Annotated in this window: 12 protein-coding genes and 4 pseudogenes; 10 read left to right on the plus strand and 6 right to left on the minus strand. The window is 58.9% G+C overall.

Features of this window, described 5'->3' with window-relative positions:
• Window positions 1-323 precede the first annotated feature (323 nt).
• The 3 genes from FXB41_RS39100 to FXB41_RS39110 form a co-directional block, all read right to left on the minus strand.
• Window positions 324-1,961, minus strand: a complete 1,638-nt coding sequence (locus FXB41_RS39100) for a sensor histidine kinase (protein WP_219685549.1) — start codon at window positions 1,959-1,961, stop codon at window positions 324-326.
• 279 nt (window positions 1,962-2,240) lie between these two features.
• On the minus strand, window positions 2,241-2,621 hold the full coding sequence (locus FXB41_RS39105; RefSeq protein WP_219685550.1) for a hypothetical protein: 381 nt from the start codon (window positions 2,619-2,621) through the stop codon (window positions 2,241-2,243).
• 53 nt (window positions 2,622-2,674) lie between these two features.
• Window positions 2,675-2,896, minus strand: a complete 222-nt coding sequence (locus FXB41_RS39110; RefSeq protein WP_219685551.1) for a hypothetical protein — start codon at window positions 2,894-2,896, stop codon at window positions 2,675-2,677.
• A 313-nt stretch (window positions 2,897-3,209) separates the two neighbouring features.
• Here FXB41_RS39110 and FXB41_RS39115 point away from each other — a divergent pair, with 313 nt between their 5' ends.
• Window positions 3,210-3,473 (plus strand): DUF6894 family protein, encoded by a 264-nt coding sequence (locus tag FXB41_RS39115; RefSeq protein ID WP_219685552.1) that lies wholly within the window; start codon window positions 3,210-3,212, stop codon window positions 3,471-3,473.
• Between the two features lie 343 nt (window positions 3,474-3,816).
• Here the strand turns inward: FXB41_RS39115 and FXB41_RS41345 are convergent, their stop codons facing one another.
• Together FXB41_RS41345 and FXB41_RS39125 are read right to left on the minus strand one after the other, a co-directional pair.
• On the minus strand, window positions 3,817-4,140 hold the full coding sequence (locus tag FXB41_RS41345; RefSeq protein WP_246649571.1) for a hypothetical protein: 324 nt from the start codon (window positions 4,138-4,140) through the stop codon (window positions 3,817-3,819).
• A 318-nt stretch (window positions 4,141-4,458) separates the two neighbouring features.
• Entirely contained in the window at window positions 4,459-4,638 is a 180-nt protein-coding gene (locus FXB41_RS39125; protein WP_219685553.1) for a hypothetical protein, read from the minus strand.
• A gap of 1,748 nt (window positions 4,639-6,386) precedes the next feature.
• On the opposite strand from FXB41_RS39125, the gene FXB41_RS39130 reads away from it, so the two are divergent.
• The 3 genes and pseudogenes from FXB41_RS39130 (at window position 6,387) to FXB41_RS39140 (ending at window position 8,470) form a co-directional block, all read left to right on the plus strand.
• Window positions 6,387-6,596: a hypothetical protein gene (locus FXB41_RS39130; RefSeq protein WP_219685554.1), complete on the plus strand. Its 210-nt coding sequence runs from the start codon at window positions 6,387-6,389 to the stop codon at window positions 6,594-6,596.
• A 131-nt stretch (window positions 6,597-6,727) separates the two neighbouring features.
• Window positions 6,728-7,769: pseudogene (locus FXB41_RS39135) on the plus strand (glycosyltransferase family 4 protein).
• A 259-nt stretch (window positions 7,770-8,028) separates the two neighbouring features.
• A pseudogene (locus FXB41_RS39140) lies at window positions 8,029-8,470 on the plus strand (low affinity iron permease family protein).
• A 196-nt stretch (window positions 8,471-8,666) separates the two neighbouring features.
• On the opposite strand, the pseudogene FXB41_RS39145 reads toward FXB41_RS39140, so the two are convergent.
• Window positions 8,667-9,182, minus strand: a pseudogene (locus FXB41_RS39145) (transposase); the annotation flags it as partial.
• Between the two features lie 999 nt (window positions 9,183-10,181).
• Here FXB41_RS39145 and FXB41_RS39150 point away from each other — a divergent pair.
• From FXB41_RS39150 to FXB41_RS39165, 6 genes and pseudogenes are all read left to right on the plus strand, one after another.
• Window positions 10,182-10,949: an outer membrane protein gene (locus tag FXB41_RS39150; RefSeq protein ID WP_219685555.1), complete on the plus strand. Its 768-nt coding sequence runs from the start codon at window positions 10,182-10,184 to the stop codon at window positions 10,947-10,949.
• Between the two features lie 1,091 nt (window positions 10,950-12,040).
• On the plus strand, window positions 12,041-12,163 hold the full coding sequence (locus tag FXB41_RS41635) for a hypothetical protein (protein WP_259219214.1): 123 nt from the start codon (window positions 12,041-12,043) through the stop codon (window positions 12,161-12,163).
• 974 nt (window positions 12,164-13,137) lie between these two features.
• Window positions 13,138-13,528 (plus strand): annotated as a pseudogene (locus tag FXB41_RS42215) (transposase); the annotation flags it as partial.
• Between the two features lie 460 nt (window positions 13,529-13,988).
• Window positions 13,989-14,429 carry an LLM class oxidoreductase gene (locus tag FXB41_RS41355; RefSeq protein ID WP_246649574.1) on the plus strand — a complete coding sequence of 147 codons (441 nt, stop codon included), beginning with the start codon at window positions 13,989-13,991 and terminating at the stop codon, window positions 14,427-14,429.
• Window positions 14,430-14,483: 54 nt separating this feature from the next.
• On the plus strand, window positions 14,484-14,939 hold the full coding sequence (locus tag FXB41_RS41360; RefSeq protein WP_259219217.1) for an LLM class flavin-dependent oxidoreductase: 456 nt from the start codon (window positions 14,484-14,486) through the stop codon (window positions 14,937-14,939).
• A gap of 1,246 nt (window positions 14,940-16,185) precedes the next feature.
• Window positions 16,186-16,329, plus strand: a complete 144-nt coding sequence (locus FXB41_RS39165) for a hypothetical protein (RefSeq protein ID WP_219685556.1) — start codon at window positions 16,186-16,188, stop codon at window positions 16,327-16,329.
• Window positions 16,330-16,592: the final 263 nt, after the last annotated feature.

Raw genomic sequence — 16,592 nt, forward strand, 5'->3', positions numbered from 1 at the left:
ATGAGACAACGATGGAGGATCGGTCTTCCCGGCGCATGCGAACACTGGTGACCCGAATGGCCCGTTCGAGGCCTGTCCGCTAATTAGCTCGAATGCGCGCTGATATCCATGATGGCCCGGAGCACAACACGCTCCAATCAGAGGCCGGATACATTGGGCAAGACCGCATCTGCCAGGTTGACGAAACCTCTTGCAACGCGCGGCCGGACCATACACGGGTCAAAATACGAAGAACTCAACGAGAGAAAATCCAGTCCGCCATGCGCCGGTGAGCGGACCTGTTGAATGCCGCCGCTACTTCGCAGATAGTCCAAAGATCGCACCTACTTGGCCGAGTGTTGCCCGCTGGCCGGTATCTCGACCTGAAAAACGGAACCAGCGCAGTCTGACTTGGCGAGCCGCAATGTGCCTCCGAAGCCCGCTACCAAGCTAGAAGCGATGGCGAGGCCCAAGCCGATACCAGCGGACTTCTTCGTAAAGAATGGATCGAATATGCGCTCGCGATCCTCAACCGGAATTCCAGGCCCGGAGTCCTCAACCGACAATAGTATCCTCGACTGGCCGTTTAAACTCGCTGTGAGCCTCAGATGTCGGGCTTCTGGAGGCACGGAGTGCATTGCGTCTACAGCATTCTTGACGAGGTTCAAGAGCACTTGCTGCAATTGCGTGCTATCTAGATGCACCTCTGGGAGACTACTCTCAAATTCTGTGGTGACAGCTACTTCATGGACTGTAAGCTCATGATGCAACAGTCTAAGTATTAAGCGAACCGCATCCTCAATACGTGTAGATGCGCTTCGATCAGTCGTTTTTTTTGACAGTTCGCGAATGCTCGTAATGATTTCGTTCGCGCGAAAGCTGTCGCCTTCTATATCACTGAGTATATCGTCCATTTGATCAAGCTCTGGAGGCTTCGAACGAAGTTGGCTCCGCGCGGTGTTGGCATTAAGCGATATCGCTGCCAACGGCGTCCTTAGTTCGTGGGCAATGGCCGCCGTGACAGCATCTATGCTCAAAAGTCGGTTGGCGCGTTCGCGGCCTTGTAAAATGATCGCACTGGCGAGACGTGAATAGAGGAAGATTGTTTCGACGATCAGCACGCTCAGCAACATGCAACTGGCAACGAGAACAAAGCATCTAGCTGCGTACCAACCAATCGTAAATCGTATCGAGCTGCCGATGATTGCCACCAAGAAGCTAGGCATGTAGGCAAGCAACGTCACGATCAACCACAAATCTAGGATCGTACGTCTACGTAACAGCAATACCGCTGTCGCGGTAGCACCCCAGAGCCACAGCGCGAGGTTGACCTGATTCCCAAATTTCGTCTGCAATCTGATGTCATTAGTGAAGAAGCTTGGCAGGTATTCCGTCTTTGTGCATACGATCCAAGTGAGTACAGCAATCGTCGCAAGGACACCACCAACAGTAACTATGATCGGCGCCATTTTGGATCCGGCCGGAAACTTGCTGTTTCCGATGGTGTCTTTGGAGATTGCATAGACAAGGACAGCCGCCGTAAACGTGCGGTGCCAAAGCACGTAAATCCAAGCTGGAGTGTTAGGTCCGTCACCAATCAGACCGTCGGGCGCGTACCCGCCCGGAAAAGCGAGCGTCTGCAGGAATGCAAATGAGCCGCTGAATATGTAAGCGCTCGCGAGCGCAAGCAACGCGCGTTGCGGTTGGATAGAAAATTGAGCGAACAGAAAAATTGCCGTGAGGAGATCGGCAACGGCTAAGACGGTTTGCAAAACCGGGATGAATGAGTCAATTCGGCGGACCTGTATGTTCGCGTATGGTGCCATAACTGCCGCCGCCACCATCAAAAGGACGATGACACCGACTGCTACGGCACGTTGCCGCGAGCTTGCCGGCATCGTTGCGATTATCAATGGAAAATCTTGACCCACTTCGTCTGCAGGCAATTGGCTCATTCCAAACTTAGCTTGATGAAATTTCATCGCGTCGTCCTGGCTATCTTGGACAATGAGTTCAGGGTCAGCCAAAGAAAACAGTAATGCAGTGAGAAGAGTAAGCTTCTGCTCGACCCCTAATCTAACCGTGGCGGCTCTATTTCAGCCAGCATAGACGTCCGGAATGGGTCAATCGCGTCGGCCTGCTCCCGATGTGATGACTTCCGGTCTACCCCGGTGAACGGGCATGTAGCGGCAGCCCGTCATGGAAGCGAAGGCCCAATAGGCGACGTCACGCCCAAACTTGACTGACACGACGCCGCGCGGCTAGCGAAGCGGGCGGGACCGGCTGAACAAGAAACGGCTGGGAGTGAACTTTCGGGCTACCGCGAGCGCGCTGCCCTCGCACGTTTCGAGCGCGATCTTCTGGGCCAGCATGACGTCTCCAATCGGAAGATCGCCAACGGGCAGGAAACACAAGCCGATCCTTGGACCGCCGTTTTCGCCGATCTCGCAGACATTCGCAGCCGCTCCCGCATAGATCCTATAGTGGTTGCCCGTGTCGCCGCCGATTACCTCGAAATAACCCTTTTCCGCGAATTGCCGCCGTTGGACAGGCGAGAGGTAATGCAGCAGCAGCAGCAGCGCGCGTCCTTCCGGAGTGCTCTCGGCGCCGTGTCGAATGAACAGCGCCTTTGCAGCTCTCATCCGTGAGCGTTCACCCGGCCGCGAGCGTCTGAACAGCCGCACGGCTTCGCGATTCAGCCGCCGACCAGCCTGGGGAAGAAGAGAGTTTCTTCCGCAGTGGGGTCGAACGATCGGATCCGCGACACCTGACCTGAACCGGTCCGGACCGCGGCGGTGAAGCCGACGTTCGTCAGCTCGCGGAATCGCTGCTCCGCCTTGGCTACTTCCCCTGCATCGTCCGCATCGAAGAAGTGACGGCTGTCGCCGGTACTGTCCATCACGGTCTGCATCGGCATGCGGATCCCTCCTTGTTGATCATGACAGAATATTGTTGAAGCTCCGAAGTTCCTCGACCGCACCAAAGCTACTGCCTTTCGCGTCTCGCAACCAAGGCTTCGGTATGGTGGTACGCAGATGGCCCGCAAGCCAGGGCGCAGATTTTGTGGACTTCGGCGAACAGCATCAGCCCGCCACAGCGGCACCGGATTTGGCCATTGGTCGAAAGTCGGTCCGCATCCTTCCACAAACCAGCTTTCGCATTCACATACGATAATTCACCTGATGGGGAGCGCAGGTACGCTCTGAGCGGGGCCTTGTAGAGAGGCTTTCATGCCGTACTATGAATTCGAGCTTGTCACCGATGCAACATGCCAGCATCAGGGCGGAATGATCTTAGAAGATCGACAAGGAGCGGCGGACCAAGCAGAACGTCTCGCGGCGGAGCTCACGCTGGTGCGACCAGAACTGATGTCCCGCAATTCTGCAATTCGGGTTCGAGATCACAGCAACGCTGAAATCTATCGCACTGCGCTCGATGCTCTTGCAATCCGGAAACGCCACCCAGGTCCCGGCACACCATTGTACTCACGATAGCACAACGTTCGTGCTGCCGATTGGACATTCATCCGGCTGCATCACCAACAGCACCAAGCTCACCGAGGCGGGTTCAATTCGCCTGCAAGCCAACCGACCGCATCTGTCTTCATTGGATCCACAGCGAACGACGCCGTCTCGGTACGTTCGCAGGTCGAGCATTCGAACGTGCGCGTCTCGAATCCGGACTTGCCGGGAGAGATGCGCGCCAATGCCATCCGGTGTTTGCATACGGGACACATCGGCCGTTCGTTGGTACACGAAGTCATCCACTGGCCCCAAAGAATACTCATTTACCCCAATCCGATTTTCGAAACGACAAATGGTGAGCGCTAGGCAGCAGCTAAGTCATGCTGACCAGGGATGAAGCAGCGTTCAATGTCTGTTGGGAGAGGAGTCGCCGCCAAATGCTCCCAGTATTCTGCCTCGGCGAGCAGTTTCCAGCTTCTGTCAGGATGAAGCGCGGCACTCTGCCGACAGAGCGCGCCATCGCGCGCAAGCGCTGTGCGGTTTCCATTCCAGCCTCCCATGTTTTTCCCACCTTATTTTTTGTTTTTGCGTTGGAGTCATTATGATTATGCGCGAGAACTAATTTTTTGTTTTTCCTGGCCCCGACCGCCACTCGATATGCGCGCTTGCTGCGGTTGGCTTTCGTCTCGAGCGCCAACGCTCTTCATTTGATGCAATGTTCCGACTGGACATTCGTCCTGGTTGAAACCTTTGTGCTCTGACGGACCACACGGCTCCGCCACGGCTTTTGGTGTACATGCGGTGCTCGCGAACGATACAGGGAAGGAATTTCGGCGCGGAGAGAAGGACCTCTTCAGCCCTGACCTGATCACGCAATTACGCCTTGGAACGCGCGCTTACTCCAGCATCCGCGGTCGCCTCCAGAGGAAACGCCCCGCAGAGCGCCCGCCATCGCAATTCTCAGTTGCCTTAAAGATCATTATGGGACCTTTGAGTCCCTCAATAGAGCTGCGAGTCAGGTTTCATCATCGTCGCCAACGTCGTCCTGATCGTCTTCGTCCGAATCGATGGCCATAGCTTCGATGTAGTCACAGCAAGCATCCCGGAGCGTGCGACCCGATGTCGGATCGTCAGGGAAAACCCACCATCCCCCGGTCTTCTTTCCATAGATGGAAAAGGGCCATGTGAGCGACATGACGCTCGCGCGTGCTGCACGATATCCGTGCGGCTACACAACGCAGCTTCAGCGGTCGATAAGCTTATAGATGCGCTGTCAAACGATGATGTGCTCGCAATGATATCGTTGACTTGTCGTTTTGGAAAGCCGCCGCACCGCTTAGGCTCGTGGTGGCCGGCACCACCCGTAAATTTCTCAAGTGCCGGTAACCAGGCGCAATGGTTAAATTGCGGCAGGTTTGAGCGCAGCATCATGAAAACACAAAAGCCAAAGCAATGGGCCGACCGTGAGGTCCAGCAATTATCCAAGCTGGCCCGGGCAGGCGCTGGCGTATCGAAGAGTCGCAGCCGAGCTGGGCCGTCACGCAGGATCTGTGAGGCGAATGGCGCGAAGGATAGGGATACTGTTGAAGAAATAGCCGTTGAGGAAGCTCGCATCCCCGCCCGAATGAGCGCAGCACGACTCACCTACAACCCCAAACCGCGACTAATCTCCCGCACAACCGTGCGCGCAGCGTCAGTATTTCGACCATAGAAGAGCGCTGATCGAGTTGCGAAAAGAATGGTCAGCCCAAATAGCGCGATGGCAATACCTCTAAAATGGTGGCGGACCGGGTTGAGCGATGCAACGCACGTCTAAACGGCCCCAGCCGCAGGTTGGGAGAAACAGCCGGGGCCGTGCATTCCCATTCCATGTGCCGTAATCAGCCGTAATCGGCACGCCTCGGTTCGGCGGTCGGCCACGAGCGGAAAGTCGCTTGCGCTCTGAGAAACAGGCAACCGCAGAACGGTTTTTCACCCGGTACCGTAGCTGGCCCGTGAGTGCTCTGGTCGTCAGGTTTTGTGACACCCGGCGATCTTCTAAGCTGCGACGCTCCTCCTGCTTCCTGATTGAAAAGGACACATTCGCGGGCGCCCGCCGCTCTTCCGGCGCGTTTCAGTTAGGGCCGCCCCTGGCGGCTTACCTTCCACCAGTCAAGGCGCGAAACCTGGGATGCCAGTTTGTCGGGCGACCCGCGCATCGGAGTGAACTTTGTATCGCTCCGCTCTGCGCGTTTGCAGTTGGGGCAGACGAAAAGGTGAGCGATTGTCTCTTCCGTGTTGTCGCGCACCAGCTCCGAGCGGAACCATGTCATAGTGATGCGGCAATTCGGACAGTGTGGGGGGTGAGTTGCCCCAGTGCTTTCTTAGCTGGTCCATGCCACGCCCCCTCCGTTCCGGGAAACAGTAGCAAAGCATAACGATGCGCAAAGTATCAAAAGATACACACATTGAGCCGCCCAAACTCAGCTGAAGACACCAAGGCGAGCCGCGATGCCTGCGGCAAGTCGGCAAGCTCTCCTCCAATGTGGTGGTCTAGGCCGGGGTGGGACCGAGTGCCGCGCGCGGGGCCCGTCTGGGCGGAAATTCGGGCCAGTGGCCGCGCGCCTTCCGGATCTCGACATCTTCTCGCAAGCCTAGTCGAACGCCTAAACCTCGGATGGCCGTTTGCGGAGAAGGGCAGGACGGTACTCGATTTCAAGCCAAGTTTTCCGGGCCGCAAACCGGACGGGATGGTCCGGTCGAGCAGCTGTCGTGCGAAGCCCGCGCCCCACTGTCGCCTCCACATGGATTGGCCGAATCCAACGCCTGCAGCGCCGGCGTGCGGCAAGTACGCGGGCGCAGAGCATCTTGAGCCTCCTCCCTTCGTCTACTGTCGGGAAAATCCGGAAACTTTCCGAAATGCCTTGAGTTGGCAGCGACTGGGTTCGTCTCCGGAGAGTGAGCATGGTCGACAAAGTTGTTTTGAAGAACGCCACGGAGACCGCCTGGATGGTGTACCGGGCGCGCCACCCCGAGGTCGATGCGCACGACAGCCGGCGCTGCCTGCTGGAGCGCCACCTCCACGGGCGGTCGAAGCCGCGCGAGAGCGATACCGAAGAGCTCGCTGGCTTCGGGATAGCCTACCTGCAGCGGCTTCCTCGAGACGGACGTTGACGGCCGTGAAGACGCTCGCAGCGCACGTGGTCTGCGGAAGCACGAGGCCTTATTGGACGTTGCTCGCGATTTCGTCCCTCATTTCCGCGAGGATCGTGACAGTCCTGCGGTTCGTGTTCGGGGTCTAGCCGATGCGGATTGCCCAGCTTGCTCCGTTGGCCGAGAGCGTACCTCCCAAGCTCTACGGCGGCACTGAGCGAGTGATCGCCTGGCTCGTGGACGAACTGGTCGAACTCGGACACGACGTCACCCTGTTTGCAAGCGGGGACTCCAAGACAAAGGGAAAGCTTCACGCCGTGTGGCCGCGCGCGCTGCGCCTGGGGCGGAAAGGGGCGGATCCGAGCGCAGCCTGCGCGCTTCTGATCGAAGCCGTCGCCGAGCGAGCGCGCGACTTCGACGTGATCCACTCGCACGTCGACTGGTTCCCCCTTCCGGTGCTCAGCCGAGCCGGCGTGCCTTTCCTCACGACGATGCACGGCCGGCTAGATCTTCCCGGTCTGCCCCAGGTAATCGGTGCCTTTGCGGACGCTCCGTTCGTCTCGATTTCCGCCGACCAGCGTCGTCCGCATCCGGAGGCGAACTGGATCGCGACGATCCAGCACGGACTGCCCAAGGATATGTTTCGGCCATCCTACGAGCCAGGTTGGTACCTGGCCTTTCTGGGGCTGCTGACGGCGGACAAGGGGCCGGAAGATGCCATCCGCATCGCGCGGGCGGCGCGGATGCCCCTGCGGATCGCTGCGAAGATTCCTCGGGCGGAGACGGCCTACTTCAAGAACAAGCTCGAGCCGAACATCGCTGGCCAGACGGTTCAGCTCGTCGGCGAGGTCGACGACGCGAAGAAACAGCCTTTTCTCGCGAATGCAGCAGGCCTGCTGTTTCCGATCGATTGGCCCGAGCCGTTCGGTCTGGTCATGGATCGAGGCTATGGCGTGCGGGACGCCCGTGATCGCCTATCGATCAGGCTCAGTGCCGGAAGTCGTGGAGGACGGCGTCACCGGCTTCATCGTCGATGGTGAGGAGCAGGCGATCAGGGCAGTGAAAGAACTATCCCAGCTGGACCGACGCATGGTCCGCGCCCGGTTCGAGGAGCGCTTCGCCGCAAGCCGGATGGCGAAAGAGTACGAGACCCGATATTGCGACCTGGTCGCTCGTGGAAAACGCTTCGCGTGAGAGATTTTTCCGCAGCTGGCTTGTGGACCGGCATGACTCGAAGCCTTGGCGATCCGTCTGGAGTCCGGAGCAAGTGAAATTCCAGGGTTGAGGTCGGCTCAAGCGGGCGCGGATTAGGACGTACTCCGCGATCGCTTTCAATACCTGCTCTCGGGAGCGCCCGCGAAAAGCATTTCACAGAGTATGGCGCAGAGCATAGTTTCTAACGCGGAACTTTTGCCCCAACACAACACTACGGTCGGTGGTAGAGGCTAAAATCATGAGACACGAACCATCCCGGATCTCAAAATTCTTCGGTGATTTGGCTAACAAGACTTCGCTTGCGGCTGGCCGCGCCTCGACCTTCCTGTTAGCCGCGGGTGTGGTGGTCGTATGGGGCATCAGCGGCCCACTCTTCCAGTTCTCGGACACGTGGCAGTTGGTCTAATACTGGGACCACAATCGTAACTTTCCTTATGGTATTTCTGATTCAGAACTCGCAAAACCGTGACAGCGCGGCCATTCAGGTGAAACTGGACGAACTCATTCGCGTGAGCGCGGCGCGCAATAGTCTGGTGGGAATCGAGCACCTCACAGATGATGAGATTGAGGAGCTTCGCTCGAAATGTGAAGCGCGTGCCCGAGCCGAGAAAGCCGGAGATGAGACACTCGACCGGACCCGACAGTCAGCGCGGCGAGCCGCCGAGCAGATCGCGAGCTGACGATGTCAGCGCAGGAATCACCGAAAAGACCGTTAGAAAATATCGACCCATCCTGCGGCTTGAAAAGCAGGATGAGGAAAAGATCGATCTTCATCATCGTGTTTTTCATGCAATCGGATCATTCGCGGCACTCCGCAGTTCGTTGTGCTGCAATGCGCGGCGGTGGTGTGCTGGATTGCCTTCTGTGGGGCATTCCCCGGAAGAGCTTCTTGTGGCTGATCAGATACCCCTCCCGCCTGAGCAGAACATGCAGCCGCCGATAGCCGAAGCGGCGGCGCTCCTGGGCGATCGCCCTCATGCGCTGGCGAAGGTTAGCATCGACAGCCTGGGGCGTCCGATATCTCATGGTCATACGGCAGCAGCCGATGGCTTTACACGCGCGCCGTTCGCTCATCCTATGGGCATCCACCAGATGAGCGACAGCCTTCCGCTTCCCAGCGGGCGTCACCACTTCTTTCCCAGGAGATCCTTCAGCGCCGCATTGTCCAACATGGCGTCTTGCCAGAAGCCGCTTCAGCTTCGTGTTCTCGTCCTCCAGCGATCGCAGTCGCTTGGCCTCCGAGACGTCCATCCCGCCGAACCGGGCCTTCCATTTGTAGATGCTGGCGTCGCTGACACCATGCTTGTGGCAGAGATCGGCGACTGGAACCCCGGCTTCGTGCTCCTTCAAAATCCCGATGATCTGTTCTTCCGTAAATCGCTTGCGCTTCATGCTCTGGTCCTCGTCTTGGGCCAGAACGAACTTCAAACTGGATTTAAGCCCGAGGGGCAAGGTCACCGTCCACGATGGACAGGCAAGCCGCTACAGATTGCTGTGGTTGGCATGGCGGGCACAACGGAGGCGACGACGCGGCCAAGGTCTCACCGTGAGACCTGCGATGTCGGAGTTCCGCCCAAAAGCGGACATTCGGGCTGGCCTTCAGCAAGTCCGCTTTGTGCACAACACAAGGCGACATGCCAATGGGCAGGGAATGCTCCGATGAGCGGCAGTGGTGACATGGTAGACACGATCGAACCCGCAGGGCATTACCAGCGGCACTTGGTCGCCATGCAGGCTCACCGTCGATCAGGCGAAGGGGCGACCCGGTTGGCTTCGCCGGCAGCGGATGCCAAAAACTCATTTAGCAGGTGTCGCTTGATCCTGATCGGTTCACGCTCGCCTTGGGAAGCGAGCAAGAGAACGCGCTCGGCAACTTCCAGAGCAGATCGCTGCTGCTGACGAGTGAATGACGGACTGGAAAGAACCTCGTCTAGAACGTCGCGGAGCAAATGTACCGTTGCCGTGTCGTATGCCATGCGCCAATACCCCCTCTGTCGAAACAATATGCGCCGTAGCGGTGGCGCAAGGGAAAGGAAGTGAAGCGTCGCCGGGCTCGAAATAAGCGTTCCGGCAGCGCTTATTCTCTAACTGAGCGCTGAAATCCCAGTTGTCCTGAATTATGCAATGGTCATGCCACAAGTTTGTGACGCCGGTTCGCGCGAGGGCTCCCATGCTGCAGTCCAACGGTCGACCAGAGCCCCCGCTCGCGATTTAATGCACGTTGGCGGGCATTTGGTTGCCGGCAATTCTTATTAGAAATAAGGATTGCCAGAAACATCTGAGCCGGGTGTTGCGGCTTGGCTACATCAACCTGCAGGCGAACGGGATACCATTGATTCCCTAGGTGGGCTTCGTGCCTTTTTTGAACTTCTTCTGGGGAGATTTCTCGTAATGAAAAAGCTTCTGATTGTCGCAGCCGGGATGATGGCCGTAGCTCTATCCGCCCCTGCGTCGGCGGCTGATTTGGCGGCTCGCCCATACACTAAGGCGCCGCCGCCGGTGGTCGCTCCGATCTATGACTGGACTGGTTTCTACATCGGCGCCAACGGCGGCTGGGGCCAAACCCACAGCTGTGTGGATTTCGTTACGCTCGCAGGGACAGTCGCAGGCGGTTGCGCGGATCGCTCCGGCGGCCTTGTTGGCGGACAGATCGGGTATCGCTGGCAAACCAATCAGTTTGTGTTCGGACTGGAAGCACAGGGCGATTGGGCTGACATCAAGAATACGCGCGTCAGCCTGATCGATCCGCTGATTTCAACCACAGGGAAAACCGATGGCATTGGCCTCTTCACGGCCCAACTCGGTTGGGCATGGAACGCATCGCTGCTCTACGTGAAGGGCGGCGCGGCCGTCACTCACAATCGCTTTGACGTGTTCAACAACATCACCGGGGTCGGCCTCGCCTCGGCAAGTCACACGCGCTGGGGCGGCGCCCTTGGCGTGGGCTGGGAATATGGTTTCGCACCGAACTGGTCGGTCGGTGTTGAATATGACCATCTCTGGATGGGGCGTGACAACTCCTCCTTCGCAGGCGTGGTCACGCCCGGTGGCGTCACCCTCTTAGGGAACGGCGTCAAGCAGGACGTGGACTTGGTCACGGTGCGCTTTAACTATCGCTTCGGCGGCTTGGGAACAGTTCCTGTCGCCGCGAGATACTGACTTCATCTAGACGCTTTGTCAGGACAGTGGGCCGGGCATTTTGCCCGGCCTTTTGCCCGGCCTTTTGTTTAAAGCCATGTCTGAGAAAGATACAAAGCGCGCATCAGATCCAGACTGAACCGCCGAGAAGTTGCGGAATGCCTCAATGCCGCATTCGAGACTGGCGACATCGCCGATAGGTGTCGTGCGATTGAGGATGCTGTCCGTCTGCACGACATTTCGGAGCTCGCGCGACGTTCTGGGAATCACACGAACAAGCCTTTACCGCGCGTTCGCAGGCGGCAAGGCGCATCCGAATTCAGCACCGTCTTGAGCGTTTTGCACGCGATGGGTTTTCGGTTGCACGTTGACCCTGCGCGTGCACGCTCAGGTGAGGACGACGCATCACAAAGGCTCAAGCGTCGGCCCCACTTCCGCATCGGGTCAACGAACGAAATCGGAAATCGCGGCCTTGCGGCGGGATGTCTGCTTTGCCCCGGGCGGACATAGTGATCGTGAGTCGAGGTGATAACACGCTGCGCGGACCGTCGCGGCCACCCTCCGCACAGTCGCGTCGTCCGGGTCCCTCTGGGCGTGTCAACCTCCGCAGGGCCGCGCGACCGCGACCTTTGAGGGTATTTGGAGTATTTGGGGTTTCTGATTTCGAACTTCCTTTCGTACCATCTCGCACACAAAGGCTGGTGCGCGATATGGAGCCTACCGGCTGTGGGTGCTCAAGCAGCAGAGCAAGTAGGCCCGACAGGACCATAAACCTTTGTATCGTTCCATCACCCCTTACGTTCAATTGAGCCGCTGATCGCGATCGTCTAGCTAAGGGTATGCGGTAGCTTCCTGCTATCGTTGCCCTCCTTGGGCGTTCCTCCCTAGACTTGGGCCGCTTGTGGCAACGCAGGCGGCCTCCCTTTTTGTATGGCCGTCACGTCCCGCAGCAATTCGCGATCTGTCATGTCGCTGTCCTTCTCCCTGAGAGGGTGGCCCAACCGCCAACGATCACGCCACCAGCGGCGCGACCATGATGGCGATCATCGCGATGTACCCGAAGAACGATACGCTCGGCGAGCGGCTCAGGCTGTATGTCTAGGAGTGCTTCCATGCTGCTTGAAGAAGAGATCAAGCTTCACAGGTTCGCCGGTATCTCGCCAGACCAGTCTTTTACCGAGGCTGGCCGCCACTGCGAGGCGGTGGTGGCCGCCGATTACAACATGGTCATCTGATGTTTGGGCGATGATCTCGCCAGCTTCGTCCCCGATGAACTTTATGGGGCCCCGCCTCCAATCGAGAGCGCCGGTCAGCGGCGGCCGCGATGGAGCAATCTATCTAACCTCGTGCGGGCTCCGGGCGTTCCAACCCATAAAGATCACGGTTTCCGGACGACGTGCGCCACTTCGCGCACCGCTTTTCTGTGCCAACTCGCACAAAATAAACGGGGATACGCGAAGTGAAATGTATTTGTAGCGGGCCGTCGCGCCGTTCCCCGCACAAACCCACGCCCTCAAAAGGACCCCGCCGACCATCATTCGGAGGGGCGCCATCGTCAGAGGGCAGCGCGGGCACGGCAGCGGCATGGCACAAACTGCATAGATCGCCTCGAAGAGACAGATCAGCCATGCCCGAAAGAGCGCCAAAAGACACTTATTCGCCGCGGATTGCGCGATACCCTCTCGACAACGGAAAGGGTTCGGTGCCGGGATTCGTGCACATTGTCGCCACGCGGTCGGCCTGGTCGGATTGGATCGAATTGCGGATCGCGGCCGGGTTACTGTCGCCACGCACATCGCCACATCCAGGTCTGCCACCGTGAGCGGCACGATCGCGCTTACCGCGCGAGCAGTTCTTGGCAAGAACGGCGCACCGCGCCGCGAGGCCTGCTCACCCTTGGGATTCGCCGTGCGCCCCTTCAAGGTCCGTGGGACCATCCTCTCGTGACGGCGATCACTGTCCGTTGCGGCGGTGCTTCCTGCTCGAGACATCGAGAACCAGGTTCGCAGTTTGATCAAGGAATGTGGATTTCTGTTCCCTCGCGTGATCGGCCAACAAATTCCGCAACCAGGTCAGCGAACTCTTGGGCGTCGATCATTTGCTTCTCAACGTGATATCGCCGCTGCTCTCGATCCATGAGAACGTTTGTCAACAACAAGGTAAGTTCGACAACGAGGTCCGCCGGTTGGCAAAGCTGGACGACACGACGCGTCGCCTGATGACGGTCCCGGGGGTCGGTGTCGTGACGACCCTAACGTTCCGCCACACGATCGATGACCCCTCGCGCTTCCGATCGGCTTCGACGGTCGGCGCCTAGCTCGGCCTTACGCCGAGGCGCAGCCAATCCGGCGAAACCGACACCACGGAAAGATATCTCGATGGGGCGACCGGCTTCTCCGAACTTACTTGTTCGAGGCCGCCACTGTCCTTCTTTATCGAACCAAAAGTGGTGCTCCCTAAAGGCCTGGGGGATGAAGCTCGCTAAGCGGATCGGCATGAAGAAGGCAAAGGTCGCCATCGCCCGAAAGATCGCCGTGATTCTCCACTGCATCTGGGTCGATGGCACGTCGTTCGACTGGGGCCAGCCGAAGCCAATCTGATATTTGCTCGCAAGTTCCTGGTCCGGTCCGCCGGACTGGCGATGTCCCGCTGGGGCGGTGGTCGTGGTGACCTCGGTCAATCGGCTGGTGGCGGTTCGCCCGCACTCCGCTGCAAACGTTGAGGCGCCCCGATCCGGACATCATCATGAGGCGCTCGCGACCTCGGAAAGGACCAAGACCCCAGCTACGACACCAACCCAACCCGACGAAGCCGCGAACGACGTCGATTGCCAAGCCCGCTAGGCAATCGTCTCGCCATCCGCGATCGCTCCGTCTCTGCAACCTGACCAGCTCCGACGGAGCAATCGCTACCGGCGTGTCACTGGAGAGAGGAAGAATGGTAGCTTGACAACAAACCGCAATTAAAGCGCCGATTGACAGATTCACTGCCAACTGCCCGATCTATAACACGCTGAAGCGCGGCGGCCCCGTCGAGATCTCATGGAAAGTGAGCTGCCCCATGCCTGACAAGAAACTGCATCTTGCCGCCTTTGTCTCCGCGGGGCCGGTTTCCGGGAGCCATGCCGGTTGGCGGCATCCGAAGGCGGGTGGCGACCTGCTGTCAGCGGCTTACTACCAGAATATCGGCTGGCTGCTGGAGCAGGGGCGGTTCGATCTTCTGTTCATTGCGGACATACTCGCGATCCCAGACGCGCTGGGCGGCAGCCTGCATAGCCAGCTTCGCTATGGCGCGCTGGGCCCGCTGCGGCTCGACCCGCTGGTGGTGCTCTCGATTATCACGGGTGCAATCAAGCACCTCGTCTCGGCGCGACCATTTGACATCCTACGCCCAACCCTATGTGCTGGCGCGCGCTCGCGACGCTCGATCATCTCAGCGGTGGCCGCGCCGCCTGGAATATCGTCACCTAGTTCCAGGCGGAAGCGCGCAATTTTGATTTGACCGAGCAGCTCTCGCGCGAGGGGCACTACGAACGCCGTCGAATTTCTCGAGGTCGTGAGCAAGCTGTGGAATTCGTGGGAGGATGGTGCGCTGGTCCGGGATCGCCAGACGCCGCTGTTCGCCGACGCTGCGCGGGTGCACCGGATCGATCATTCCGGCAAATGGTTCAATGTGCGCGGCCCGCTCAATGTCAGCCGGCCCCCGCAAGGACGTCCGGTCTTCATCCAAGCCGGCGCTTCGGATCGTGGCCGCGATTTCGCTGCGCGATGGGCCCAGATCATCTTCGTGACGCCGGGCCTCATCGATGTCGCCGTCGAATTTCGCAACGACTTGCGCGCCCGGGCGGTCCGTTTCGGCCGCGACCCTGATACAGTCAAGGTGTTGCCCGGCATCGTCCCGGTCATTGGCGACACGGAGAAGCAGGCCAAGGCGCTAAACGACCAGCTCCACGAATTGTCGCATCCGCAGTCCGGTCTCTCGACTTTGTCCTATCATCTCGGCGTTGCCTGAGAATCTCGACGTTCCCGGCGTCGAAGGGCACTATCGCGAGGCCTCCGAACTGACGCGGCGCTCAGGCTTGAGCCTTGCTGAGCTAGGACAGCGCTACGGCGCGGGGAGAACCACCAGCGGCTTCGCCAGCACTCCCAGCACGGTGGCTGATCGCATGCAGGAGTGGTTCGAGGCGGGTGCTTGCGACGGCTTCATGTTGCAGGTCCCATATCTTCCAGGCGGCTTGGAGGAGCTGGTCCACGGCCTCGTGCCGGAGCTGCAACATCGAGGTCTGTTCCGCACTGAGGCTCGACCTTGCGCGATTCGCTCGGCTTGCCCCGGCCAGCGGGCTGAGGTCGCCCATGCCCACCCGACGCTATGCTCTTTAGCTTCAGCCACTCCCACGATACGCGGCTCAATGAAGTATCGTGAACGTGCGACGAATCTCCATTTACCGCCTGAAAAAAACACGGCCTGCGACCAGCAAGTAATTGATAATGCTCAGTGCGCAGATAACTCTCAATCAGTGGCCTGGTCAGTCCACTCAGGCAACAAGCGCAGGAATCTCTTGCTCAATCAATCGCAACAATCGGGTGTTGCGCCTCCGGAATTTGAGCGTATCGGGCACTCCGCGACCCTTGTTCCGCCGACGCAGCGCAAACCTTAGCATCTGGATGTGGGTCGGACATGGATTTAGCGATGAAGGGCTGGATGCGCAAAGTTCAAGCCGCTCAGCGCCGGACTCATCGCCGTTTTGTCCCTGAACGGACTCAGTGTGGACGTGGGCCGGTCCGATTGAGCCCGGCGTCGCCAAAGGCTACCGTAGTAAATGGCGTGCGCGCCCGGTGCTTCTGCGGAATTCGCCGCTAGTTCGCTCGAGAAGCAAGCCGTCTCAGCTCCGAGCATCTTCGGCACCGTCGACCATCTCCTCAGATGACAGTCGCGGCCTTCGGATCCACCACTCCACATTGAGACCAAGCTTGTTATCTCCCGCGCCTCTATTCACTCTCGACGCGCGAAGTCGACATCGCGATGATCCTGGACACGCCCGCCACGGGTCAGGTGACGTCGCAAAAGCGGACTGACTACACGCTCGATCTCTAAAGGGCGGAACTATAAGTCAAACACCGCCGCTGGCCCAAATCCTTGGCGGATCTAGCGGGTCACGTTTTGTCGGCCTACATCCCCGAACTGCTTTCCACGGAGAAACCTATCGAAACTCGGTGATCGCATCCAGGTCCTGCCAACAATTCGCAGCACGAGCGTGATGGCGCAGGCCGATGCGGTGCAGTATGGAGCGGCGATCGGCGCGCTGCTGACCTTTTTGCCCTCGGGCTGGCCGCTTCTGAAAATGTTGCGTCCGAAAAAAGTGCGGCTCTCGGATAGATACTCGATTGCCGTCCGCGTGTGACGGCTGCACCGATAAAGGCCGCTCTCGACGCCATTGTAGTGGGTGTTCCTGCCGGCAAGCGCACGTTTCCGCATCGTTGATGGTGAGGCGCTCATCGTCAGACCAGAACTGCCCCGATTTGAACGAATATGAACCTTACTCGTGAATGGAGCGGCGTGAGTTGTCTCTCCCGAGCAGCACAGAAGTTTCCGTGCTGTCCTCCCTGAGCCAGAGCGGCGAGTTGGGCGATGGCGGATCGCGAGATCCGGAGCACCTTGTCTGGG

Origin of the sequence: Bradyrhizobium canariense, from assembly GCF_019402665.1 — a bacterium.
Classification (GTDB): Bacteria; Pseudomonadota; Alphaproteobacteria; order Rhizobiales; family Xanthobacteraceae; genus Bradyrhizobium; species Bradyrhizobium canariense.

What these genes read in the sequence shown, in the direction of transcription:
- FXB41_RS39100 (WP_219685549.1), bottom strand. Translation starts at nt 1,961, where the DNA reads ATGAAATTTCATCAAGCTAAGTTTGGAATGAGCCAATTGCCTGCAGAC.
- FXB41_RS39105 (WP_219685550.1), bottom strand. Translation starts at nt 2,621, where the DNA reads ATGAGAGCTGCAAAGGCGCTGTTCATTCGACACGGCGCCGAGAGCACT.
- FXB41_RS39110 (WP_219685551.1), bottom strand. Translation starts at nt 2,896, where the DNA reads ATGCCGATGCAGACCGTGATGGACAGTACCGGCGACAGCCGTCACTTC.
- FXB41_RS39115 (WP_219685552.1), top strand. Translation starts at nt 3,210, where the DNA reads ATGCCGTACTATGAATTCGAGCTTGTCACCGATGCAACATGCCAGCAT.
- FXB41_RS39125 (WP_219685553.1), bottom strand. Translation starts at nt 4,638, where the DNA reads ATGTCGCTCACATGGCCCTTTTCCATCTATGGAAAGAAGACCGGGGGA.
- FXB41_RS39130 (WP_219685554.1), top strand. Translation starts at nt 6,387, where the DNA reads ATGGTCGACAAAGTTGTTTTGAAGAACGCCACGGAGACCGCCTGGATG.
- FXB41_RS39150 (WP_219685555.1), top strand. Translation starts at nt 10,182, where the DNA reads ATGAAAAAGCTTCTGATTGTCGCAGCCGGGATGATGGCCGTAGCTCTA.
- FXB41_RS41635 (WP_259219214.1), top strand. Translation starts at nt 12,041, where the DNA reads ATGCTGCTTGAAGAAGAGATCAAGCTTCACAGGTTCGCCGGTATCTCG.
- FXB41_RS41355 (WP_246649574.1), top strand. Translation starts at nt 13,989, where the DNA reads ATGCCTGACAAGAAACTGCATCTTGCCGCCTTTGTCTCCGCGGGGCCG.
- FXB41_RS39165 (WP_219685556.1), top strand. Translation starts at nt 16,186, where the DNA reads ATGGCGCAGGCCGATGCGGTGCAGTATGGAGCGGCGATCGGCGCGCTG.